Origin of the sequence: Kallipyga gabonensis (genome assembly GCF_001286805.1) — a bacterium.
GTDB classification, from domain to species: domain Bacteria; phylum Bacillota; class Clostridia; order Tissierellales; family Peptoniphilaceae; genus Kallipyga; species Kallipyga gabonensis.
In genome coordinates this window covers 1,307,090-1,331,844 of sequence record NZ_CXYV01000002.1, presented here as the reverse complement: position 1 = coordinate 1,331,844, position 24,755 = coordinate 1,307,090, and the positions used below count along the sequence as shown (strand labels likewise).

Sequence of the window (24,755 nt, the reverse complement as noted above, 5' to 3'; positions counted from 1 at the left end):
GAGAGGTCAAAGATTTATCGGTGTGTGATGGCCTTGCGTCTGATTAGCTGGTTGGTAGGGTAACGGCCTACCAAGGCGATGATCAGTAGCCGGCTTGAGAGAGTGTACGGCCACATTGGGACTGAGACACGGCCCAGACTCCTACGGGAGGCAGCAGTGGGGAATTTTGCACAATGGAGGAAACTCTGATGCAGCGACGCCGCGTGAACGAAGAAGGTCTTCGGATTGTAAAGTTCTGTCCTGGACGAAGATAATGACGGTAATCCAGGAGGAAGCCCCGGCTAACTACGTGCCAGCAGCCGCGGTAATACGTAGGGGGCGAGCGTTGTCCGGAATGATTGGGTGTAAAGGGTACGCAGGCGGCCTATTAAGTTTGACGTGAAAGCCCGGGGCTCAACCTCGGCAAGCGTTGAAAACTGGTAGGCTTGAATAGTGGAAGGGACAGTGGAATTCCTAGTGTAGCGGTGAAATGCGTAGAGATTAGGAAGAATACCGATGGCGAAAGCAACTGTCTGGACACATATTGACGCTGAGGTACGAAAGCGTGGGGAGCAAACAGGATTAGATACCCTGGTAGTCCACGCCGTAAACGCTGAGTGCTAGGTGTCGGGGGTCAAACCTCGGTGCCGCCGTTAACACATTAAGCACTCCACCTGGGGAGTACGCACGCAAGTGTGAAACTCAAAGGAATTGACGGGGACCCGCACAAGTAGCGGAGCATGTGGTTTAATTCGACGCAACGCGAAGAACCTTACCAAGGCTTGACATAGAACGGATGGGTGTAGAGATACACCGTCTCTTCGGAGCTGTTTTACAGGTGGTGCATGGTTGTCGTCAGCTCGTGTTGTGAAATGTTGGGTTAAGTCCCGCAACGAGCGCAACCCCTGTCGTTAGTTACCAGCAAGTAAAGTTGGGGACTCTAACGAGACTGCCGGTGATAAACCGGAGGAAGGTGGGGACGACGTCAAATCATCATGCCCTTTATGTCTTGGGCTACACACGTGCTACAATGGTTGGGAACAAAGCGCAGCGAGACCGCGAGGTCAAGCGAATCGCAGAAAACCAATCTCAGTTCGGATTGGAGGCTGCAACCCGCCTCCATGAAGTCGGAGTTACTAGTAATCGTGGATCAGCATGCCACGGTGAATGCGTTCCCGGGTCTTGTACACACCGCCCGTCACACCATGGAAGTTGGTAATACCCGAAGTCGCTGAGCGAACCGCAAGGAAGCAGGCGCCGAAGGTAGGATCAATGACTGGGGTGAAGTCGTAACAAGGTAGCCGTAGGAGAACCTGCGGCTGGATCACCTCCTTTCTAAGGAAAGCTTGAGAAGGTGAGTAAGAAATACGAGAAGGAAGGCAAGGGAAAAGGCGTCAGGTAACTGATGAAGAAGTACCGAAACCGAATTCGCGAAAGCTTACGAACAATTCTTGGAGCAGACAAAATGGTCGAGAGACCGAAAATCATAAGTTTATTGATTGCTAATCGCGTCCGAGGCGACGTGGGGGTGTAGCTCAGCTGGGAGAGCACCTGCCTTGCAAGCAGGGGGTCAAGAGTTCGATTCTCTTCATCTCCATAACCCTTCATCATGAAGGGTTTTTTCATCAGAGGTTAAGACCTTCGATGTGGTCCTTGACAATCGAATAGTAAAAGATATTTCTGGTCAAATCGAGAAGAGCACGAGGCGAATGCCTTGGCACATGGCGCCGACGAAGGACGGTCAAGCACCGATAGCCGCGGGGAGTCCAAAAGACAGTGATCCGTGGGTTTCCGAATGGAGCAATCCGGCAGGTGAAGAACCTGTCATCCTACCGCCAATCCATAACGGTAGGAGGGGACACCCGGCCAACTGAAACATCTCAGTAACCGGAGGAAAAGAAAGCAAACGCGATTTCCTTAGTAGCGGCGAGCGAAGGGGAAAGAGGCCGATAGTGAAGAAGACGAAAGAGACCCAGGCGAATCTTCTGGAAAGAAGAACCAAAGAAGGTAAAAGTCCTGTAACTGAAAGGTTTTGCCGTTGTCACGACAGAGTACCATCGAACACGAGAAATTTGGTGGGAACATGGGAGGACCACCTCCTAAGCCTAAATACGACCATGTGACCGATAGTGAACAAGTACCGTGAGGGAAAGGTGAAAAGAACCCCGGAAGGGGAGTGAAAGAGAATCTGAAACCTTGTGCTTACAAGCAGATAGAGGGGTCATGCACCCTGATATCGTACTTTTTGTAGAACGGGCCAGCGAGTTATATTCGTAAGCGAGGTTAAGCCCTACAGGGGCGGAGCCGGAGGGAAACCGAGTGTGAATAGCGCGAGAGTTTGCGGATATAGACCCGAAACCGGGTGATCTAGTCATGAGCAGGATGAAGTAGAAGTAAAATTCTATGGAAGACCGAACCAGGTGCGGTTTAAAACGCATTGGATGACTTGTGATTAGGGGTGAAAAGCCAATCGAACCCGGAGATAGCTGGTTCTCCTCGAAACCACTTTAGGGTGGGCCTCATGAGGAAGATAAAGGGAGGTAGAGCACTGAATGGTCGCGGGGGATATATCCTACCAACACCTATCAAACTTCGAATTCCGTTTATTATCCATGGGAGTTAGACTATGTGGGATAAGCTTCATAGTCGAAAGGGAAACAGCCCAGACCGTCAGCTAAGGTCCCTAAATCATGTTCAGTGGAAAAGGAGGTCATTCTACTTAGACAACCAGGACGTTGGCTTAGAAGCAGCCATGCATTGAAAGAGTGCGTAATAGCTCACTGGTCGAGTGGAGCGGCGCCGAAGATACACGGGGCTAAACATGATACCGAAGCTACGGGATTGATCGAGACAAAAAGTATTTTGTTCAACACGCTTACGGATTGTGAAGACTAGAAATATCGAAGTCAAATTTCTACAACGAAAACGCGTTAAAGAGATTGAGGTAAGAAGCAAGTTATCTTTATTGAATTAATGCAATTTCACGCAAGAGAGATTCACAAGAAACGTGCAAGTGAACAGAATACTTTTTGTCTTGACAATCGGTAGAGGAGCATTGTATGTGCATTGAAGCAGAAGGGATAACCCACTGTGGAGGGCATACAAGAGAGAATGCTGGCATGAGTAGCGAGAAGGCGAGTGAGAATCTCGCCCGTCGAAAGCCGAAGGATTCCTGAGCAAGGCTCGTCCTCTCAGGGTTAGTCGGGACCTAAGCTGAGGCCGAAGGGCGTAGGCAATGGATATCCGGTGGAGATTCCGGAACTGTTTTTACTCGTTTGAGAGAAGTGTTGACGCAGAAGGCTAAGGGAAGCAGGCGAAAGGTAGAGCCTGTCCAAGGAGGTAGGCGAGTTCGGTAGGTAAATCCGCCGAATGGTGCTGAGATCTGATGGGGACCGAAAAATAAGTAGGGAAGTCTCTGATGCCCGGCTGCCGAGAAAAGACGCTATCGAGAGTAAGAGCACCCGTACCAAAACCGACACAGGTTGGCAAGATGAGAATTCTAAGACGCGCGGAAGAACCTTTGTTAAGGAACTCGGCAAAATGACTCCGTAACTTCGGGAGAAGGAGTGCCATATAAAAATAGAACTTCACGTTCGACGAATCGTATGGCTGCAGTGAATCGGCCCAAGCGACTGTTTACCAAAAACACAAGTATCTGCGAAGTCGTAAGACGAAGTATAGGTGCTGACACCTGCCCGGTGCTGGAAGGTCAAGGGGAAGCGTTAGCGCAAGCGAAGCGTTGAACTTAAGCCCCAGTAAACGGCGGCCGTAACTATAACGGTCCTAAGGTAGCGAAATTCCTTGTCGGGTAAGTTCCGACCCGCACGAAAGGTGTAACGATTTGGGCGCTGTCTCAACAAAGGATCCGGTGAAATTGTAGTACCCGTGAAGATGCGGGTTACCCACGCTAGGACGGAAAGACCCCATGGAGCTTTACTGTAGGCTGACATTGGACTTTGGTTTTTAATGTACAGAATAGGTGGGAGACTGTGAGCTAGTGGCGCCAGCTGCTAGGGAGTCGCCTTTTGGATACCACCCTTTAAGGACTAGAGTTCTAACCTAGGTCCGTGATCCGGACCGGGGACACTGTCAGTTGGTCAGTTTGACTGGGGCGGTCGCCTCCCAAAGAGTAACGGAGGCGTTCAAAGGTCTGCTCAGGATGGACGGAAACCATTCAATGAGTGTAAAGGCAGAAGCAGGCTTGACTGCGAGAGCAACAACTCGAGCAGGTGCGAAAGCAGGACTTAGTGATCCGGCGGTTGCGAGTGGAAGTGCCGTCGCTTAACGGATAAAAGCTACCCTGGGGATAACAGGCTTATACCCCCCAAGAGTTCACATCGACGGGGGTGTTTGGCACCTCGATGTCGGCTCGTCTCATCCTGGAGCTGGAGCAGGTTCCAAGGGTTGGGCTGTTCGCCCATTAAAGAGGTACGCGAGCTGGGTTCAGAACGTCGTGAGACAGTTCGGTCCCTATCCAGCGTGGGCGTAGGAAATTTGCGAGGAGCTGCCCCTAGTACGAGAGGACCGGGGTGGACAGACCGATAGTTTACCAGTTGTTCTGCCAAGGGCACCGCTGGGTAGCTACGTCTGGACAGGATAAGCGCTGAAGGCATCTAAGCGCGAAGCCCCCCTCAAGATGAGATTTCCGAAAGAGACCAGGTAGAAAATCTGGTTGATAGGTCAGAGGTGGAAGTGCAGTAATGCATGAAGCTGACTGATACTAATTACTCGTGAATTTGACCAGAAATATCTTTTACTATTTGAGGTTAAGGTGAAACAAGAATGAGGTGTTCATTCTTCATATGGTGATGATAGCAAGAGGGATCCACCTGTTCCCATTCCGAACACAGCAGTTAAGCCTCTTCACGCCGATGGTACTTGGTTGGAGACGACCTGGGAGAGTAGGAAATCGCCAAATAAGAAGCCCGAGAGCAATCGCTCTCGGGTTTTGCTTTATATGGGCGATTTTCTGCGAACCCAGGTCGGATGATGGAGATCCCAAACCACCCATTCCCGGAGCGAGTACTCCGAGCGTAGGGAATGGCTTTGGTTTGGGATGCAAAGGCCGCCCACGAGCCGAGACCGCAAAGGTAAAGAGGGTCGAAGGCGAGTGGAGAGCGGCCGACTGCTGTAGGAAATCGCCAAATAAGAAGCCCGAGAGCAATCGCTCTCGGGTTTTGCTTTATATGGGCGATTTTCTGCGAACCCAGGTCGGATAAGGGGCGATTAATCCTCCAAGTAAGCCTGGATCAGCCGGAAGGTATTGCTGGCTCCATCGATGTGGGACCTTTCATAGCCGTGGGAGGCATAGACGCCGGGGCCGATGAGGGCATGGCGGAAGTCATGACCGGCCGCCAGGGTGGCTTCCACATCGCTGCCATAGAAGGGATAGATGTCTAAAGCGGAATCAATTTCGTATTTTTCCGATAATTCCACCAGGCGGGAAACCAGGTCATAGTTATAAGGACCGCCGGAATCCTTGGCGGCGATGGAGACCTGTTTTTCCCGGCAGTTCAGGCCTTCCCCTACGCAGCCCATATCCACCGACCAGACCTCCGTTACTCCTTCGGGGAAGGGGTGGGAGCCGCCGTGGCCCACTTCTTCGTAGATGGTGAAGTGGATATAGAGGTCCCGGGAGAGGGTGATTTTTTGGTCTTTTAAGTATTTGAGATAGGCAAGGAGGATGGCAGCGGATAACTTATCATCCAGGAAACGGCTCTTGATATAGCCGGATTTGGTGATCCTTGTCCGGGGTTCAAAGAAGACGTAGTCCCCGGCCTGGATGCCTAGCTTTTTAACATCCTCATCCTCTTTGACGTCCTCATCTATAACTACCTCCATGGTCTCCCAGCTCCTCTGGGTGGTTGTGAAATCCTTGTTCACATGGACAGAAGCATTTTCCAGTTGGAAGGTCCCTTCGTAGGTTTTTCCGGACCTGGTCAGAATGGTGACATTCTCTGTTTCGGTATTGCTGGGGTTGAGGCCGCCAATCGGTGTGATTTGAATCCCTCCCGTCTCTTTGATGGCGTGGACCATGCCGCCCAAGGTATCCACATGGGCCTGGAGGAGGATACCATTTCCGGATATTTTTCCCGGAATATGGGCTAATACACCGCCCTTGAGGGTTTTTATCGCCTCAATGTCCATGTCGGCCAGCTGGGTCATCAGGTGGTCGGTAACCGCTTTTCCATAGCCGGAGGGGGAGGGGATGGCAAGGAGGTCCTGGGCATTTTGGAGGATTTGGTCTTTATAATCGAGATAGGCATCTTTATTAAAGGTCATTTTGAATCCTTTCTGTTCTGGAATTTCTGTATTTCATGAACAAAACTAGGATACGGGAAGAAAAAGCAAATGTCCATGGGAAGGCTGGAAAAAATGAGAGAAGGCCATATAATAATTGTAATAGGAATTGTAAGAATATATAGAGATATAGAAAGGAAACGATATGGACCTGGGAATTTTGGGAGAAAAGAAGGAAGTAGTGACAAAGGAAAAGGCGGCTGACCGTCTGGGATCCGGCCTCCTTCCGGTCTATGCCACTCCCGCTATGGTAGCTTTGATGGAAGCCACTTGCCTGGAGTCCGTGGCCGATGAAATCGGTCCGGACAATGACACCGTAGGCATTGCCATTGATGTCAAGCACATGGCCGCTTCGCCGGTCGGGGATGAGATCACCTGTAAGTCTGAGTTGGTGGAGATTGACCGCAAGCGTCTGGTCTTCCATGTGGAAGCCTTTGACCGCCATGAAAAGATCGGGGAAGGAACACACCAGCGTTTCATCATTAACCCTGAAAAATTTATGGAAAAAGCTCAGGCAAAGTAGCAAAAGCGGGAAAGACGCAGGATGTCAGCTTTTACTGGCATCATTATGATACGGGAAAAGGATTTTATAATCCTGATGATGAAGGAAAGCCGGTTTCTTTTGCATTTTTCATTGAATTCAAAGGAACAGGAGAAGATGGACAGGTTCATACCGGTCTTTATTCACAGTTAACCTATTCGGGTAAAATCGGAGAGGAAACGAAAATTACGGTACCTGTGGATGAAATCACGGATAATTTGAATAATAAATACACAAATTGTACGATCGACTCGATCTTTGTTCCGATTTATTTGGGAAATACGATTTATGCGACCGGCGGCGGTGATGAAAGCCTAAGATATTTGCTTCAACAAAACATGGAGACGAAAACACAGGCAAAAATCGCAGAGAATTCCATTATCCTTGATGAAGACTGGGGTGCCATGCCCATCCTTTATCGGGCAACCGTAACAAGGGAAGAGGATGGAAAAGAAGTCACCGAAATTGCGAAAAGCAGAAATAATGGAGAGGTGATTCAAAAAACCTTGCTATTCCGGGAAGGGAATGTGCCGGTTTGGTCAGGAAATGAGGATGAATCTTTCTATCGTGCTATTTTTCAGAGTAATTTAGAGCCATTTAACCCCTATACCGGTAGGTATAAGACCTTTCATCTCATTGCAGAATTTACTGGCGATCGTAAGGCAGAGTTAGATGAGCGTTATGAACTGAAAATGGAGGGAAATGATCTGGATGGGTGGACACTCACTTTATCATCCAAGATCAGAGAAGGAGTAAAGGAAGACGTTGAAGAGATTCCTTATCGCACAGTTTACGAATTCGATCCGACCATGAAAGAGGGCGAAATTAAGCTTAAACAGGAAGGTCGTCCAGGTCAGAAGGTCACCAAAACGCCCTATTATTACCTTCCCGGTGAAGACGGTAGTGAAAAGCTTTTGAAAACCCTCGATGATCAGGCAACAACTACCGTTACAGAACCCGTGGACGCCATTTACCTCAGAGGACCCGTGGGTCCCGGTTCTGATGTGGATCCCCAGCCTTCCGATCCTTCCGTTGACCGGATCGGTGGTGATGACCGGGTTGACACGGCCAATAAGGTCTCCGGAAAGTTCTATGACAATGCGGATACTGTCATTTTAGCTCGTAAGGATGATTATCCTGATGCTCTGACTGCCGGTGTCTTATCTAAACTGATGAATGCCCCTATTCTTTTAACAGAAACAGACCAGCTGGATGCCCGTGCCGCTTCTGAGATAAAACGCTTGGGTGCGAAGGAAGTCATCGTTATTGGTGGAGACAGTGCTATCTCAGAGAAGACCTTTAATCAGGCTAAAGCCATTGCCGGCTCAGCGAAGCGGATCGGTGGTCATGACCGGTATGAAACTGCTGCACTGATTGCCAATGAAGTTGGTGGACTGACCAAGAATACTTCCAAGGCAGTGATTGCTACCGGCCAGGATTTTGCAGATGCCTTAGCTATTTCCTCTTATGCGGCTAAGGAGGGTCGCCCCATCCTCCTGGTAAAAACGAATCAGATTCCGGAAGCGACCGCTAAGGCACTTGACGACCTGAAGGTTGAAGGCGTGACCATTGTTGGCGGAGATGCTGCTGTTTCCAAGACTCTTGAGGGCAAGTTACCTAAGCTTGAGGCTCGCGTAGGCGGTGCCAACCGGTATGAGACAGCGTCTCTTATCGCCTCCCGTTTCTTCGACAAGTCCGACCGGGCTTTCCTCGCCTCCGGTCAGAAGTTTGCTGATGCTTTGGTTATCGGCCCTGTCGCCGCAAGACTCAATGCACCTGTTCTTCTTTCCAAGCGTGATATTTTGCCGAAAGAAACCAAGGCTCAGATTATGAAGGCATCCTATAAGCAGGTCACCATTATCGGGCTTGACGGTGCCATCTCTAAAGCTGTTGAAGATGCGATCAAGTAAGTCATGTGGTTGTTTCGTCGTTAAATGTTGACTGAAATGTTTTAAGTAAGAGAAAAGGGCCCGCATAATGTCGGGCCCTTTACTTTGATAACAAAAGTGGCTGAGTGAGAAAGAACTAGTTCTTTTCACTCAGCCACTTTTGATTAAATCATCGTTTTATTCTTCTTCATCTTCACCGGGAACCTTGTTCCGGTTGATTGCCGTTTTTGTCTGGTTTTCATCGGTGCGGGGGTTGTTGTTGATTACGGAGTTGTTCTCCTCATAGGTCTTAGTATTTTCATGATCCTGGTATTGGCTGGACTTCTTTTCAGTCATATCTTCCTCCTTAAACGTTACCGGGTTATAGGGAACCTATAACTCCTTGGAACATTGGCTCATCTATTAAATTATTGTATCGTATTGACGGGCATCTGTATAGGCCGGTAGCGGGAAAGAGTTTGCCCTCCTGTGTTATAATAGACCAAGAAAAAAGGAGGGACTATGAAAAAATTCCCGTTTATACTGGCTATAGCCTGTTTGATAATGATTAGTTTTTCCGCCTGTTCCGAAAGAAAGAGCGAAATTACTTCTGAAGAAATTCCGGAAGAAAGTTCTTCTGAACCGATCATAGCGTCCTGGAATGAAGGACCGGAGGAGGTCTTCTATTCCATCTATAACGGTTTAGAGATCGAAGAAGATCAAGTAGGTCTTCGGCCTATGATGGTTATGATTGATAACCAATACTACGCCCGTAACCAGGCCAATCTGACAAAGGCTTCCATCGTGTGGGAGATGAGGGTGGAGGGGGAGTTTACCCGTTATATGGCCCTTTTTGAGCAGAAACCCGGACAAAACGACTTTCTGGTCGGTCCCATCCGGTCAGCCCGGCCTAATTTTGTCACCATTGCCAACCAATATGGAGCCATCTATGCCCATCACGGAGGATCAGCAGACGGCCTCCGTTTGATTGATCGTTTAGGCTTGGATGACCTGGAGGCCATGAGAGAAGGAGGAAATCTCTTTTTCCGCTACCGGAAAACAGGAAAACGGCCACCGCATGACTCCTATTTCAACTTGGAGGACGCCTTCAAACAAGCTGAGAAAAAGGGATACGAACAGGAAGGAAAAAATGTCGGCTTTTCATTCCATCCCATTTTTGAGCCTCTGGATCATGGAGAATCCGCTCAGTCTTTTCTTCTGGACTACCAGGGTAAACTCAACAACATCGAATTCAAATATTTGCCGGAAAAACAAGCCTATGAGCGCTATCGGGAGGGAACCCTCCAGGTCGATGAGGGAACGGAAGAACCCGTCTTATCCACCAATGTCATCATCCAATATGCCAACAGCTACATCTATGATAATAAAGGCCACAAGGCCTTTGATTCCATTGGAGAAGGGAAGGGCTTTTATGTGACCGGAGGGAAGGTTATTCCCATCCGTTGGGAAAAGTCTGATGACCACATTAACCCTACCCGTTTTTTGACCGAGGATGGAGAGGAATTGGTGCTTAACCCGGGGCTCACCTGGATCTGCGTGATTGATGATCGAATGGATCCGAATTTTGAATAGTTTTTTAGAATAAAGAAAGAACCGCTTGAAACCATTGATTTCAAGCGGTTCTTTTTAAGCTGGCAATAGGACTTGAACCCACAACCCTCTGATTACGATTCAGATGCTCTACCGATTGAGCTATGCCAGCAAATGATAAAGTTGACTTCCCTAGTATAACAAAGATCTTGAGGAAGGGTCAAGACCAAAAGCGAGGATAGAAGATGGTATAATAAACTATTGGATCGTTATGTTTGTGTTTTACTGGCCTGCTTAAGGTCGGGATAAAGGATAGAAGGAGAAAATATGAAAACATTGGAAGAAAGATTAAGAAAATACATTTCCTTCGATACGATGTCGGATGAAGAGTCGGAAACCTGCCCATCTACGGAAGGGCAGAGGGTTTTGGGCCAGGTCCTGGTTGAGGAACTCAAGGAATTGGGGTTGGAAGAGGTCAACCAGGATCTTAATGGCTATGTCTACGGGAGCCTGGCGGGAAATGTGGAAGGTATTCCTGCTATCGGACTAATTGCCCATATGGACACGTCGCCGGATGCTCCGGGAAAGGTGGATGATCCTCAGGTCCTTCAGTATGAGGGAGGGACCATTCCCCTGAGTGAAAAAAAAGTTTTGAGCCCGGATGATTTTCCCTTCCTCAATGACCTGGTTGGGCAGACCCTCATGACCACCCGGGGAGATACTCTTCTGGGGGCCGATGACAAGGCGGGGATTGCCATCATCATGCATGTTCTGGAAACTCTGGTCCGGGATCCTTCCATCCCTCATGGTCCGGTCAAGGTGGCTTTCACCCCGGATGAAGAAATCGGGCGGGGGGCGGACAAGTTTGACGTCGAGGCCTTTGGTGCGGATTTCGCCTTTACCATCGATGGGGGAGAAATGCCCGGCTTTGAATACGAGACCTTTAATGCCGCATCGGCTAAGTTGGAGGTGGAGGGGAAGAATGTCCACCCGGGTTCAGCCAAGGGGACCATGGTTTCCGCAGCGGAGATTGCCTTGGAATTTCACAGCCTTCTTCCTGCAGAAAAAAAGCCCCAGTACACCGAGGGGCGGGAGGGCTTTATCCACCTCCTCCATATGGAGGGGACAGTGGATCAGGCCAAGATGGACTACATCATCCGGGACCACGACCGGGCGGCCTTCCAAGCCTTGAAGGAGGTCATGGAAGGGGCTTTGGCCTATATCAACAAGAAACACGGTCCGGTGGCCCGGCTGGAAATCAAAGATAGCTATTATAATATGCGGGAAAAGGTGGAGGAACACCCGGAAATCATTGCATTGGTCAAGCGGGCCTTTGCTAAGGTTGGCCTGGAGCCGGAAATTGTCCCCGTCCGGGGAGGGACTGACGGAGCGGGCCTGTCTTTCAAGGGCCTTCCCACACCCAACCTCTTCACCGGGGGCTACAACTATCACGGGGTCTACGAATTTATTTCCCTGGACCAGATGGCCCGGTCGGCCGATGTCGTCCTCTCCATCCTCCAGGAAAACACCCGGAAGAACTAGTGTAGGCCCGGATAGCCCTGCTGGCGGAGGGCTTCATAAAGGGCGATGGCCACGGCATTGGAGAGGTTGAGGGATCTTTCCGTCTTCCGCATGGGGATTCGTACAACCTTATCGGCATGGCGGTCCAGAAAGTCCTGGGGGAGGCCATGGGATTCGGAGCCGAAGATGAGGAGGACAGGTCTATCCACTGCAACTTGTCCCAGAGTCCGGTCAGTGGTGGATTCGATGATAAGAATTTGGTAGCCCTCTTCCTCCATCCGGACCATGGCTTTCTCAAAATCTTCCAGGCTATCCCAGGTGGTCAGATCCACTTGGGGCCAGTAGTCCATCCCGGCTTTCTTGATGAGCTTGGAGGTCAGTTGAAAGCCCAGGGGCCGAACCAGGCCCAGGCGACTATCGGAAACGACACAGGTCCTGGCCACGTTTCCTGTATTATAAGGGATTTCCGGTTGGACGAGGACAATCATATTTTTATTCACAGGATACCTTCTTCCTTTTTTCTTTATGATACCGCAAAGGAAGGGGGAAGAGTAGAAAAGGAGGAAGGATGACGGCACCGACGACCATAGGAATCTTTGCCCATGTGGACGCAGGGAAAACGACCCTGGCCGAAGCCATCCTCCAACAGAGCGGGGCGGTGAAGAAGGCCGGAAGGGTGGATGAGGGAACCACGGTCATGGATACGGATGACCTTGAGCGAAAGCGGGGGATCACCATCTATTCCCGGACAGCCTCCTTTTTTATGAATACCGGGGAAGGCCGGCGGGAGTTCATTCTCGTGGATACACCGGGTCACCGGGACTTTGCCCCGGAAGCCGAGCGTACTCTCCCCATCCTTGATGGCGCCATCCTGGTCATCGACGGAGCGGACGGGCCTGTGGGCTATACCAAGACCCTTTGGGACCTCCTATCTCGGGCTCAGATCCCGGTCTTCCTTTTTGTCAATAAGATGGACCGGCCAGGTTTGGATAAGGGGGCAATCATGGCCACGATCCTCGACAGGTTGACCGAAAGGGCCGTGGATTTCACGGCCCCTGTCCCCAACCGGATGGAAGCCTTGGCCATGGCCGATCCCGGCCTCATGAAGACCTACTTCTCCATCGATACCATCTCTAACGGGGAAATTCGAGCATCTATCCAGGCCCGGAAGATCTTCCCGGTCATTTTCGGATCGGCCCTGGAAGGGGAGGGGGTGGGTCGGCTCCTGGACTGGATGGGAGAAAGCCTGACTCCCCATCTGGGTCAGGGTCGCTTCCAGGCCATCTGCTACAAGATCGGCTACGATGGGCCCATTCGCCTAAGCCAGGTCAGGATCCTATCAGGAAAACTTAAGGTCAAGCAGGACTTTGATGGAGAGAAGGTTCATGAAATTCGCCGCTACCAGGGTTCGGATTATGAGCCGCTTTCGGAAGCGGGGCCCGGTCAGGTGGTATCCTTAGTTGGTCCTCAAAATACTCGGGCGGGAAGCTGCATTGGGGGAAATTCTCTGCTCCGGCCCACCATTCGTCCTGTTCTCCAATACAGGGTGGAAAGGACAGACCAAGGTCTTGAGGAGGACCTCATTCAAGCCCTGAAATCCTTAAATGAAGAGATGCCTGAACTGGGCGTTCGGTTCGACCCCAAGAGCCGGGAGGTCATGGTCCACGCCATGGGTCCGGTCATCCTGGAGATCATTCAAGACCGACTGGCCCGAGAGGGGATCCCCATCCGGGTCAGCCCGGGCCGGATTCTTTTTAAGGAGACCATTCGAGATACTGTCTTGGGTTTGGGCCATTTCGAGCCCCTCAGGCACTATGCGGAGGTCCATCTTTTATTGGAATCGGGGGAAGCAAATTCCGGGATTCGCTTCTTTTCCGAAGATAGCCAAGGAGGAGCCACGGATGCCCAGTTGGCTACGATCCGGGAGACCCTGGCCCAACCCATCCCCGGGGTCCTGACCGGGGCGGAAGCCACGGATATCCGGGTCAGCCTTCTGGCCATAAAAACAGGGGCCCACACTTCCGCCGGGGACTTGCCCGAAGCGGTCCGGCGGGCCTTCCGACAGGGGCTCATGCAGGCGGAATCCGTCCTCCTTGAGCCCATGATCGCCTTTGATCTGGACCTGCCCTTTGACTGGCTGGGGAGAATCCTCCAGGAATTGACCCGGCTGGGGGTTGAGGGGGTGGACCAGGAAAGTCGGGGCGACCGGGTCCACTTTCGGGGCCGGGGACGCCTCCGCCTCCTCCAGGACTTTTTTGACAACCTTCCCGCCATGACCGGGGGACAGGCTGTCCTCCACCTGGAGGATGGAGGCTATGAGGAGATGGATCCGGAAGAGGGAGAAAATCTCATTGAAAAAATGGACTATGACCCTCTCAAGGACCCCCTCTTTCCTCCCTCCTCCATCTTTTGCCGGCATGGAGCCGGATTGGCCGTCCCCTGGGACCAGGTGGAAGATTGGGTCCACCTGCCTGTGGAGGGGCCCGGGGAGGATGAGGCGGAAGAGGGAGATCTTCCGGTAGAGGGACTTAGGCGGTCTCCCCAGGAGCAGGTCTGGTCCTTATCCAAGGGCGAGGCCGACCGGATCTTCCGGGAAACCTTCTATGCCAACGCCAATTCCCAAAAGGAGGCCAAGCGGCGGGAGGTCCGGGCCCGGGACAAAGCCCGGCAGATGGAAAAAGACCGGAAGGTCGGGAAAGGGAAATCCATCCCGGCATCAGGACCTAAGAATCCCCGGGAAGCCAACCCGGATTTTCGGGGAGAGGCCTGGCTCCTGGTTGATGGGTATAATATTATCCATGCCTGGCCCAACCTCCACTTTGAGGGGGATGAGGGCTTTGAGACCGCCCGAAAGAAGCTGACCGACATCCTCTCCGAGATCCACGCCCTGAGCGGGGAGGAGGTCATCCTGGTCTTTGACGCCTACCGGGTCAAAGGAGCCCTTCGCCGACATGAGGAGAGGGGAGGCATCCACCTCGTCTACACGAAAGAGGCCGAAACGGCTGACCAATATATCGCTGAAATCTCCAGGGAGAAGGCCAAGACCAACCGGGTCCGGGTGGCCACATCCGACGGGCCGGTCCAGCTCATCGCCTGGCGGGAAGGGGCCCTCATCCTGTCGGCACGAGAACTCTACCGGGCTTACCGGGACCTGAAAAAAGAAATTGATGATTATCAACATCCCGAATCAAGTCCACGCTTAACCCACCGGCTGGGTGACTTCCTGGAAGGCCCGCCCGGTGGTCCCAAATAAAGGAGGCAAGCATGAATTACCAATCCATCATGATTTGCATTGTTAACCATGGACAGGCTGAAGAAATGCTTATGGAGCTTAGGCCCTTTAATGTGGCCGGTGGCCTGGTCCTGCAAGGGGAAGGAACCTACCGCAATAAGATTCTTACGATTTTAGGCTTGGATGAGACCCGGAAGGAAGTCCTCTTTCTTCCTGTGGACAACCACTTTCTCCCGGCCATATTTGCCATGTTCCAGGAACAGTTTAATCTGGATAAGAGACACAAAGGGGTAGCTTTCACCATCCCTATGATCCGGTATAAAGAGGACCGGCTAATTTCCCCCGGTGACCAGGTCGATCCCAGCCAATTTAATGAAGCCTGCCTCTTCGTCATCACCGACCACGGCAAAAGCCGGGATGTCGTCGATTATGCTGAAGAGCTGGGGGTCAGGGGGGGAACCATCATCCACGGTCGGGGAGCCGGCCTTCCCCTTCACCTGGCCTTTGATATCCAGATTACGCCGGAAAAAGACATCGTGTTCATGGTCACCGAAAGCAAAAAATTGCCTTCCCTCCGCAGTCACCTGATTGACCGCCTTCAGTTGGATGAGCGAGGCAACGGGATCCTGTTTGTCCTTCCGGTCCTGGACACCGTGGGCTTTTATCAAGAGAAAGGAGGCCGGGGATGAATGAACTCCAAAGTAAACTCCGTGAAGTCAGCCAGTCCATCCTTCCCATCATTTTTTATGTGGTCTTCTGCAGCCTGGTCTTCGTCCCGGTTGATCCGGTCAACATCTGGCGTTTCCTGGTCGGTTCTTTCTTCCTCTTTATCGGCTTGGCCATCTTCCTCTGGGGGGTTGACCAGTCCATGGCCCCCATCGGGATCCAAATGGCCAAGTTTCTCGCTTCCTCCAAGACTAAGTTTTTCTCCCTAGCCTTTGCCTTTCTCCTGGGTTTTCTGATCACGGTTGCCGAACCCGACCTCCTCATCTTAGGCCAGCAGATCGAGGAGGCCTCGGCCGGGGCCATTCATGCCCGCTTTTTTGTCATCCTGGTTTCCGCCGGCGTTGGCCTGATGATTTCTTTTGGCGCGCTCAAAATTCTGATCAACCAGCCATGGAGAAAGCTTTTTACCCTGGCCTACTTTCTCATTTTCATCCTGGCCTTTTTCGCCAGCAATGAGTTCATTGCCTTTGCCTTTGATGCCTCAGGGGCGACGACAGGCGCCATCACGACCCCCTTCATCCTGGCCATTTCCCTGGGTCTATCCAAGATGAAGGGGGGAAACAGCGAGAACGACTCCTTCGGCCTGGTTGGGACCATGTCGGCCGGCCCCATCATCGCCACCCTCCTCTATTCTGCCTTCCTTGGATCTTCCACAAGAATGGAGGGAGCTCCTCTGGTCATCGAGGAGAAGGGGGTATCCGCTGTCTTCGGGGCCCTGAGCCATCTCTTCACGGAGTCCCTTCTGGCCCTCCTCCCCATCGCCATCCTCTTTTTCTTCCTCAACCTTGTTCGCTTCAAGCTCAGCAAAAGGGAGATTATCACTATCGTCCGCGGTCTCATCTACTCCCTGATCGGCCTGACTTTTTTCCTGGCCGGAGCCAATGAGGGCTTCATGGACATGGGAAAAATCCTGGGCACAGGTCTGGTGAAGCAAGGCCCGGTCGTCCTGGTCATCCTCTCCTTTATTTTGGGTTTCCTGGTCGTTTCTGCGGAGCCGGCTGTCCTGGTCCTGGGCAAGCAGGTGGAAGAGGTGACGGGGGGCTACCTGAATGCCAAGATTATGGGGCGGACCCTCTCCATCGGGGTGGGGATCGCCGTCGCCCTATCCACCCTACGGATTGTCCTTCCTTCTCTGGAAATCTGGCATATCCTTCTTCCCGGCTTCGCCCTGGCCATCGCCCTCTCCTGGTATGTCGATGACCTCTTTGTCGGCATCGCCTTCGACTCCGGTGGAGTAGCTTCGGGGCCCATGGCCGCCACCTTTGTTCTCTCCTTCGCTCAAGGGATTGCCAACGACTGGCCCACGGCCAACATTCTTTCTGACGGTTTCGGGATCATTGCCCTTATCGCCATGACCCCCGTCATTTCCATATTAGTTGTCGGTGCCCTGGTAAAGGTCCAGTCCAAGTCGGAAGAGACGCAAGATAGGGAGCTCGCTGAACCCCGGATCATCCGGACCCTTCCGGCCCTGGAAGAAAGGCCCAAGTTCTATGACCTCTTGGTGGTCACCTTGCCCCATGGCGGAGCCGACCGCCTGGTTGAAGTCGCCCGTAATCTGGGGGCGACCGGGGCAACTATCCTCCACGGCCGTGATGAAAGAGGTAAGCAGTGGGCCAAATACCGCCTGGCCTTAGACCCCCAGAGAGACTTTGTCTGGTTCCTGGTCGAGTCGGACCGGTCGGATGCCCTGGCGGATTCCTTGACTCAGGAAGTCATCTTGGGCGAGACCCCCAGGGTGATTATTCTCCCTGTCCATTCCGAGGCCGGTCTTTCCGCCTTCGGGTCCATGCCGGATGAGGACTAGGCCATGAGCCGGATTCGCTTGGCCCATACGGCGGACCTCCACCTGGGTCAGGACCTCCCCTTCCTGGGGTCGGCAGGCCCTCGAAGGGCCCGGGAAAAGGTCCGGGCCTTCCAAGACCTCCTGGCCATCTGCCGGGATGAGGGGGTCCGGGTCCTCCTGATCGCCGGTGATTTTCTGGAGGGAAGCCCGCCCCAATCCCTGGTCCGGACCATCAGCCGGGCCATGGAGGAGGCCGGCTTTTTGATTTTTATTTCCCCGGGCAACCATGACTACATGAGCCTGGACTCTCCCTATGGTCTTTTCTCCTGGCCGGACAATGTCCATATTTTTCAAGGTCCTCCTGAACGGATGGACTTTCCCAGCTTGAAACTTTCGGTCTATGGGGCGGCCTTTCCTTCCGCCCAGCTTTCCCGCCCCCTCTTTGAAGAAAAGGATTGGGCCCGTTTGCTTGGCCAAGCTCCGGCAGATGATCCGGACTGGGTCCACATCGCCCTGATGCACGGTGACTTGGTCCAAGGGGACCGGACCTCCCTTTACCAGCCCATCCGGCCTTCCTCATGGCCCAGGGGCCTCTTGTCCTATGTAGGTCTCGGCCATATCCACAAGCCCTCATCGGTTCAAAAGCTAGGTAAGACCTCTTTTGCCTATTCCGGGACCCCTATGACTTCCTCCTTTTCCAACCTTGGCCCCCAGGGCTTTTACTTGGGCTGGGTGGATTCTGGGGGAGCCCAAATGGACCGGCGGATCCTGCCTGGACCGGTATTTCTTGAGGAGGAAGTGGACCTCTCGGACTGTCGAACCCGGGAGGACCTGGACGAAATCCTCTTCCGAAGGCTCAGTCGCTACCCGGATTACCAAAAGAATTATTACCGGGTCTACCTTGTGGGTAAGCGGTCCGAGGGTTTGCTCGTTAATACAGGGGATCTGGAAAAGTCTCTAGGAGAGGACCTGTCCTACCTGGAAGTGGTCGACCGGTCATCCCCGGCCCTCAACCCCCATCTCTTGGTCGAAGAGAAATCCCCGGAGGGGGACTTCACCCGGGCCCTCCTGGACCTGGCCGGAAAGGAAATTGGGGATCTTGAGGAGGGGGGAGACGGAAGATCCAGGGAAGATCGGGTTCTCCGCCTAGCCTGGAAGCTGGGTCTGGAGGCCATTCAAAAGGAAAGGGATCAGACATGGTAATTCAATCCATCCAGCTTTGGGCCTTCGGCCAGATCAGAGAAGAGTCATGGACCTTTTCCCCCGGCTTCCAGGTCATATATGGGGAGAATGAGTCGGGAAAGACCACCCTCATGGATGCCTTCCAGATGGCCTTCTATGGGTCGGACCGTCGGACAGAGGACCCCCGGACCAACCTGCGCAAGCGCTATCTCTCCGACCGGGAGGGGGAAAGCCGGGTCCAGGTCCGCCTTCGGACCAGGGCAGGAAAGTCCCTTCGATTGGACAGGACCTTTGGAAGGACCCAGTCCAGGGACCGGGTCAGCCTCATCGATGAGGAAACCGGCAAAGAAATTCTCTTAGAGAGGGGCCAGGAACCGGGGGCCTTCCTTTTCGATATGGATGCGGAGACTTTCCGGAGGACCCTCTTCATCGACTCCGGTGCCGGGCCCATGGCCTCCAATCGAGGAAGGGATAGTCTCCAGGAAAAAATAGGCCGAATGGCCTCATTCGGACAGGAGGACCTTTCCCTCTCAGCCATCGTTAAAAGCCTGGAAGAGGAGGCCGGATCTCTCCGGTCAAAATCGGGCCACCGGGGTCTTTTGGTGGACTTGGAGAAGGAAAGGGACCGGCTCATGGAGGAAAAGGGTCGGGCAGTCCGAAGGGAGGAAGAGGAAGCGGACATGGCCCGTAGGCTGGCATCCTTGAAGGCTCATGCGGAAAGGATCAGGGAGGAGGCCGGCAGGGAGAGGTCGGCTGATCTGGCCCAAATTTTCAAAAAACAAGAGGAAAATGCGGGCAAGGAAGAGGTCCTCCAGAATTCGATCAAGCGCCTGGAAAGGGACCATCAGGCGATTTTGGAGGAAAAGAACCAAAAGGAGGGCAGGCTCTCCTTTATGGAGTCCGCCCTTAATCAGAAAAAGGAGGAAGAGGAGGATCCCGCAAAACTTAGGGCCCGCTACCGGAAAATCCTGGATGAAGGCCAGGCTCCAGAGCCTTCTTCCTTAGGCCTGCCGGCATGGATATGCCTTGTCCTGGCCGGACTTTGTGCCCTTCTTGCCTTTCAAGTGGAATCCTTCCGTCTTCCCTTTAGCCTCCTCAGTCTGGCAAGCCTTGGCGCCTTCCTCTATTTCTTCCGGAAGAGAAAAAAAGACTGGAAGACCCATCAAGTCAAACAGAAGAATGCTTTGGAGGAGATGGCGGCTCTCCAGGACCGGATCCTGTCCCTGGAAAAGGGGACCGGTCCTTCAGAAGAGGAGGAGAGGGCATCAGAGGAAATCCAGGTTCTACGGGAGGAGGTCCGGGGCCTGGCTGACCGCTTGAGGGACCTGGAGGATGAAGAGGGCCGGGCCCGGACTCAGCTGGATGGAGTCATTAGAGAGGGACAGGACCTCCGGGAAAGGGTCATCCGGAGGGAAGGGGACCAGGCCTTTTCAGAAGAGGAGGAGAGGATCTGGGAAGAGGTCCGCCAAATGGAGGCGGAGATCCGGGCCCGCTATGGCTTGGAAGAAAGGGCGGAAAGCCTCCAGGTCAAGATCAAGAGGGTGGAAGAGAAATTGGCCGGTCTGGAAGAAAGACGGGAAGCCTTGGACCTGGCCCGCCGAGCCTTTCTGGCTGCGGATGAGGACCGGAGGCGGAGGCTGGGCCCATCACTCCAGCGGAGGACCCTGGATATCCTTGACCAATTGGCACCGGGCCGCTTTGAGAGCCTGGGCCTGGACGACCGATTCCACATGAGCCTGGACGACCGGAAGGATCGGACCTACTATGACTGGCGGGTCCTTTCCCTGGGAACAGGGGACCAGGCCTACTTCAGCCTACGCCTGGCCTTGGTGGAGATCCTGGAGGGGGAGGACCATTGGCCTCTCTTTATGGATGACCCCTTTGTCCACTATGATGATACCAGGGCGGAGGCCGGTCTTTCCTTCCTGACCCGGGACCCCCGTCAGAATAACCGCCAGATCTTCTACTTCACCTGCCATGGTCGGATCCTGGACCGGGCTCGAAGCGAAGAGAAAATCCATATCCACTACTTATGAGAGAGGACGCTCCGGCGTCCTTTTTCTTTGCCCCTAGTCCTGGACAAATACCCCATAGGGGTATATAGTATGTATAGAATGAATAATGAAAAGAAGGAGTCTTCTTATGAATACGATGAAAAATGCAGAGAAAAAACAGACGTTCGACGTCCGGGGGATGACCTGTGCCGCCTGCGAACAAGCGGTCACCAAGGCGGTCTCCAAACTGGATGGGGTAGACCAGGTCCGGGTCTCTCTAATGACCAATTCCATGGAGGTGGACTATGACCCGGACAAACTGACGGATACAACCATCGAAGAAGCGGTAGCCAAGGCCGGTTACCAAGCTGAAGTCAGGGAAGAAAAAAGAGGATCTAACAAGGAGAAAAAGAAGGACATGGGCCAGGCGATTTTCCAGGACCAGGCCAGGGACATGGCCTTCCGTCTCAGGGTCTCCATCCCTTTCCTCCTCATCCTCATGTACTTTTCCATGGGTCCCATGGTGGGGGCCCCCCTGCCCACTTGGATGGAGGGGGTGGAAGGGTCGGTGGCCTTTGCCCTGACCCAGATGATCCTGACCCTCCCTGTCCTCATCGTCAACCGGACCTACTTCATCCACGGCTTTCGGTCCCTCTTTTCAGGGGCCCCCAATATGGACGCCCTGATCGCCATTGGGGCCACGGCTTCCTTTAGCTATGGATTATTTGCCCTCTACCGGATGGCCTACGGCCTGGGGTTCAACCGTCCCGACCTGGTCCACACCTACCTCCACGACCTCTATTTTGAATCCGCTTCCATGATCTTCACCCTGATTACCCTGGGCAAGTACCTGGAGGTCCGGTCCAAGATGAAGACCAGCCGGTCCATTGAAGCCCTCATGGACCTCCAGGCGGAGACCGCCACTGTGGTGGAGGACGGGCAGGAGAAGGTCCTCCCCATTGAAGAAGTAACCCCGGGCATGGTGGTCAAGGTCCGGCCTGGCGAGCGGATCCCCCTGGATGGGCGGATCATCGAGGGGAGGACCTCAGTGGAGGAGTCCGTTATTACCGGGGAGTCCATACCTGTGGCCAAGGAAGTGGGGGATAAGGTAACCGGGGCCACTATGAACAAGCTGGGCTCCTTCCTCTTTGAAACGACAGCAGTAGGGGAAGATACCACCCTCTCCAAGATTATTGACCTGGTCCGGGATGCCAATGCCTCAAAGGCTCCCATCCAGTCCTTGGCTGACCGGATTGCCGGCATCTTTGTCCCGGCCGTCATCGCCATCGCCCTGGTGACCTTTATCGGATGGAACCTGGCCGGTCAGGGGATAGAATTTGCCCTTCGGACGGCCATCTCCGTCCTGGTCATTTCCTGCCCCTGCGCCCTGGGTCTGGCCACCCCGGTCGTGATAATGGTAGCTACAGGAAAGGGGGCGGAAAACGGCCTCCTGATCAAGTCCGCTGAGTCCCTGGAAGTCCTCCAGGAAGTCCAGCTGGTCGCTCTGGATAAAACCGGGACCTTAACAGAGGGCCGGCCCCAGGTGACCGATATATTGGTTCATGGAGGAGAGGATCAAGCAAACTTGAAAGAAAAGGGGAGGGCTCTCCTGGCCCTGGCCGCTTCCCTGGAAGCCGGTTCGGAACAGCCCCTGGCTGAAGCCATTTTGAAGGCAGCGGAAAAAGAGGGGGTTAGCTACCGGGATGCTCAGGACTTCGAGGCCTTGGCCGGTCGAGGAATCCAAGGAAGGGTTTCTTTGGGAGATAGTTTTTGGGGCCAAGGCCCGGGTCTGGGCTTGGCCGGCAACCTCCGGCTCATGGAGGAGAAGGGGGTGGCTATTTCTTCCGACGTCCAAGCCCAGGCTGAAGACTTGGCCGGCCAGGGAAAGACCCCCATGTACTTTGCCTTGGACGGCCGCCTTGTCGGTCTGGTTGCTGCCCAGGATCCGGTGAAAATGACTTCTCGAGAGGCTATCACGGCTATGGAAGAGAGGGGGCTGGACCCCATCATGGTAACCGGAGACCATGCCATGACGGCCCGGGCCATGGCCCTGACCTTGGGTATGGACCATGTGGAAGCCGAAGTCCTGCCTGGCGACAAGGACGCCATTATCCGAAAGTACCAGGACCGGGGGAAGAAGGTGGCCATGGTGGGGGACGGAATTAATGACGCTCCTGCCCTGGTCCGGGCGGAGGTCGGGATCGCCATTGGAGCCGGCACCGATGTGGCCGTAGAGTCGGCGGACGTCGTCCTTGTTCGGTCGGACCTCCGGGACGTGGTCGCCGCCTATGACCTTTCCCACAAGACCATGGCCAAGATCAAGCAGAACCTCTTCTGGGCCTTTTTTTACAACGTCATCTGCATTCCCCTGGCGGCCGGATTGCTCTATCCGGCCTTCGGAATTACTCTGAACCCCATGATTGCGGCGGCAGCCATGTCCTTTTCCTCCGTATTCGTGGTCATGAATGCCCTCCACCTCCGGACCTTTTCCTTCCACCATGAGGGACAAGATGTTGAAGAGGACAAGGGGGGACAGCCTATCACCTATGGAATTTTAAAGGAAGTCAGTTCGGGAGAAGAAGAGAAGAAAGGAAATAAGGAGGAGAAAATGGAAAAAGTGTTGAAGATTGAAGGAATGTCCTGTGCCCACTGTCAGAAGCGGGTGGAAGAGGCCCTCAACCGCTTGGAAGGGGTGGAGGCCAAGGTAGACCTGGAGGCCGGCCTGGCCCGGGTCAAGGGTGACCATCTGAACCTTGAAGCCATGAAAAAGGCCGTGGAAGATGCGGGCTATGAGATGACGGGGGTTGAGGAATAAGATGCAGGCGGATAAAAAAAAGATCCTCCGACGGCTGAGGATCATCGAAGGCCAGGTCAAGGGGGTCATCGATATGGTGGAGGAAGACCGCTATTGCATCGACATCTCCAACCAAATCATGGCCATCAGCCAGGCTCTTAAGGGGGTTAACCGGGAGGTCCTCTCCGCCCACCTCCACCACTGCGTCCTGGATTCCATGGAATCAAGGGACGCTGACCGGGTGGAGGAGAAGCTGGAGGAGATCAACCAGGTGATTGCTAAATTGTCAAAATAATCTAATTTACAGGTTCCGCCAATAATTCGGTCGGTAGGCGGAATAGGCCACCGCCTGGTCGATCTGGGCCAGCATGGCCTCCCTGTCCCGGTTGAAGGTACCGGCAATGGAAACGGGGTTGGAGGCGTGGTTGGACCGAAAGACGGTTCCCGGGGAATCCACTTGTTCGATAAATTCCCGCATCTCGGCCATCTTTTCATCATCGTTGATTTCATAGAAGCGGCCTGCCTTTACCTCATCGTAAAGGGGGGCTCCGGGGCTCAGGTGGAGGCTGAGAAAGGCCACATAGTCGGGTTGAGACCGGTTGATGGCCTGGATGCAGCCTTGGATGTGGTCTTCCCTTTTTTCCAATTGACCCAGGCCCAGGATCATGGTGACCGAGGTCTTGATGCCGGCTTTTTTTGCCTTAAGGATGGCCTCCACATAGTCGTCCTGGGTCATGTCCTTAGAAATTTCCCGGAGGACCTCATCCGACCCCGACTCCAGGCCCACATAGACCATGTCCAATCCGGCCTCCTTGAGGGCCCGAAGTTCCTCATCGGACTTCCGGAGGATGTCCTGGACCGTGGCATAGGAGGTGACCCTTTCCAGCTTGGGATAGAGGTCATAGGCCGTATGGAGGATGTCCAGGAGGCGGTTGGTGGGGACAACCAGGGCATCGCCGTCCGCCAGGAAGATCCGGCGGATTCCTCGGTAGGGGAGGGCCATCTCCCGGAGATCGCCTAAAATTTCTTCCTGACTTCGGATGAAAAAGCGGTCATCTTTATACATGGAACAGAAGGTGCAGGTGTTGTGGGCGCAGCCCACCGTCACCTGGATGATGAGGGAGTAGGCCTCCGAAGGGGGACGAAAGACATTGCCGATATATTCCATAGGATTCTCACTTTCTAGACAGACTTGATTCTTCCTCTATCCTACCAAATAAATGATGAGCTAGTGAAGGGAAGCTTTTGGGGTAAGTAAAAAGAAGTGAAGAAAATAAGGAGGAC

The 24,755-nt window shown here is 53.5% G+C and carries 15 protein-coding genes, 2 tRNA genes and 3 rRNA genes; 15 read left to right on the top strand and 5 right to left on the bottom strand.

The window, feature by feature from the left end:
• The 4 genes from BN2373_RS07570 to rrf all read left to right on the top strand — a co-directional run.
• Positions 1 to 1,314: ribosomal RNA gene (locus BN2373_RS07570) — 16S ribosomal RNA — on the top strand; the annotation flags it as partial.
• A 189-nt stretch (positions 1,315 to 1,503) separates the two neighbouring features.
• Positions 1,504 to 1,576: transfer RNA gene (locus BN2373_RS07565), tRNA-Ala, on the top strand.
• 85 nt (positions 1,577 to 1,661) lie between these two features.
• Positions 1,662 to 4,723, top strand: a 23S ribosomal RNA gene (locus tag BN2373_RS07560).
• Between the two features lie 57 nt (positions 4,724 to 4,780).
• Positions 4,781 to 4,897: ribosomal RNA gene (gene rrf, locus BN2373_RS07555) — 5S ribosomal RNA — on the top strand.
• 308 nt (positions 4,898 to 5,205) lie between these two features.
• On the opposite strand, the gene BN2373_RS07550 is transcribed toward rrf, so the two are convergent.
• On the bottom strand, positions 5,206 to 6,261 hold the full coding sequence (locus BN2373_RS07550) for a M42 family metallopeptidase (protein ID WP_053943462.1): 1,056 nt from the start codon (positions 6,259 to 6,261) through the stop codon (positions 5,206 to 5,208).
• Positions 6,262 to 6,424: 163 nt separating this feature from the next.
• On the opposite strand from BN2373_RS07550, the gene BN2373_RS07545 reads away from it, so the two are divergent.
• Together BN2373_RS07545 and BN2373_RS07540 are read left to right on the top strand one after the other, a co-directional pair.
• A complete protein-coding gene (locus BN2373_RS07545; protein WP_053943461.1) occupies positions 6,425 to 6,802 on the top strand; it encodes a thioesterase family protein in 378 nt (125 codons plus the stop codon).
• Between the two features lie 236 nt (positions 6,803 to 7,038).
• Positions 7,039 to 8,730, top strand: a complete 1,692-nt coding sequence (locus BN2373_RS07540; RefSeq protein WP_162200065.1) for a cell wall-binding repeat-containing protein — start codon at positions 7,039 to 7,041, stop codon at positions 8,728 to 8,730.
• A gap of 156 nt (positions 8,731 to 8,886) precedes the next feature.
• On the opposite strand, the gene BN2373_RS07860 is transcribed toward BN2373_RS07540, so the two are convergent.
• Positions 8,887 to 9,045: a hypothetical protein gene (locus BN2373_RS07860; RefSeq protein ID WP_156296238.1), complete on the bottom strand. Its 159-nt coding sequence runs from the start codon at positions 9,043 to 9,045 to the stop codon at positions 8,887 to 8,889.
• A 165-nt stretch (positions 9,046 to 9,210) separates the two neighbouring features.
• Between BN2373_RS07860 and BN2373_RS07535 the strand changes: the two genes are divergently transcribed.
• Positions 9,211 to 10,281, top strand: a complete 1,071-nt coding sequence (locus BN2373_RS07535) for a DUF3048 domain-containing protein (RefSeq protein WP_053943459.1) — start codon at positions 9,211 to 9,213, stop codon at positions 10,279 to 10,281.
• Between the two features lie 57 nt (positions 10,282 to 10,338).
• Here BN2373_RS07535 and BN2373_RS07530 read toward each other — a convergent pair.
• Positions 10,339 to 10,411 (bottom strand) — tRNA-Thr (locus BN2373_RS07530).
• A 155-nt stretch (positions 10,412 to 10,566) separates the two neighbouring features.
• On the opposite strand from BN2373_RS07530, the gene pepT reads away from it, so the two are divergent.
• Entirely contained in the window at positions 10,567 to 11,781 is a 1,215-nt protein-coding gene (gene pepT, locus BN2373_RS07525; protein WP_053943458.1) for a peptidase T, read from the top strand.
• Here pepT and BN2373_RS07520 read toward each other — a convergent pair.
• Positions 11,778 to 12,260 carry a tRNA (cytidine(34)-2'-O)-methyltransferase gene (locus tag BN2373_RS07520; RefSeq protein ID WP_238379637.1) on the bottom strand — a complete coding sequence of 161 codons (483 nt, stop codon included), beginning with the start codon at positions 12,258 to 12,260 and terminating at the stop codon, positions 11,778 to 11,780. The two genes, pepT and BN2373_RS07520, sit on opposite strands and share 4 nt — an antisense overlap.
• 68 nt (positions 12,261 to 12,328) lie before the next feature.
• Here BN2373_RS07520 and BN2373_RS07515 point away from each other — a divergent pair, with 68 nt between their 5' ends.
• The 7 genes from BN2373_RS07515 (at position 12,329) to BN2373_RS07485 (ending at position 23,766) form a co-directional block, all read left to right on the top strand.
• Positions 12,329 to 15,013 carry a translation factor GTPase family protein gene (locus BN2373_RS07515; RefSeq protein ID WP_053943457.1) on the top strand — a complete coding sequence of 895 codons (2,685 nt, stop codon included), beginning with the start codon at positions 12,329 to 12,331 and terminating at the stop codon, positions 15,011 to 15,013.
• Between the two features lie 11 nt (positions 15,014 to 15,024).
• Complete coding sequence (locus BN2373_RS07510) at positions 15,025 to 15,681, top strand: hypothetical protein (RefSeq protein ID WP_053943456.1); 657 nt, start codon at positions 15,025 to 15,027, stop codon at positions 15,679 to 15,681.
• Positions 15,678 to 17,522: a DUF1538 domain-containing protein gene (locus BN2373_RS07505; RefSeq protein ID WP_074017987.1), complete on the top strand. Its 1,845-nt coding sequence runs from the start codon at positions 15,678 to 15,680 to the stop codon at positions 17,520 to 17,522. The genes BN2373_RS07510 and BN2373_RS07505 overlap by 4 nt, the downstream gene beginning before the upstream one ends.
• A 3-nt stretch (positions 17,523 to 17,525) precedes the next feature.
• Positions 17,526 to 18,704: a metallophosphoesterase family protein gene (locus BN2373_RS07500; protein ID WP_053943455.1), complete on the top strand. Its 1,179-nt coding sequence runs from the start codon at positions 17,526 to 17,528 to the stop codon at positions 18,702 to 18,704.
• Positions 18,698 to 20,719 carry an ATP-binding protein gene (locus BN2373_RS07495; protein WP_053943454.1) on the top strand — a complete coding sequence of 674 codons (2,022 nt, stop codon included), beginning with the start codon at positions 18,698 to 18,700 and terminating at the stop codon, positions 20,717 to 20,719. The genes BN2373_RS07500 and BN2373_RS07495 overlap by 7 nt, the downstream gene beginning before the upstream one ends.
• Positions 20,720 to 20,825: 106 nt before the next feature.
• Positions 20,826 to 23,492: a heavy metal translocating P-type ATPase gene (locus BN2373_RS07490; RefSeq protein WP_053943453.1), complete on the top strand. Its 2,667-nt coding sequence runs from the start codon at positions 20,826 to 20,828 to the stop codon at positions 23,490 to 23,492.
• Between the two features lies 1 nt (position 23,493).
• Complete coding sequence (locus BN2373_RS07485) at positions 23,494 to 23,766, top strand: metal-sensing transcriptional repressor (RefSeq protein WP_053943452.1); 273 nt, start codon at positions 23,494 to 23,496, stop codon at positions 23,764 to 23,766.
• A gap of 6 nt (positions 23,767 to 23,772) precedes the next feature.
• Here BN2373_RS07485 and BN2373_RS07480 read toward each other — a convergent pair whose 3' ends face one another.
• Complete coding sequence (locus tag BN2373_RS07480; protein ID WP_053943451.1) at positions 23,773 to 24,639, bottom strand: B12-binding domain-containing radical SAM protein; 867 nt, start codon at positions 24,637 to 24,639, stop codon at positions 23,773 to 23,775.
• Positions 24,640 to 24,755 lie beyond the last annotated feature (116 nt).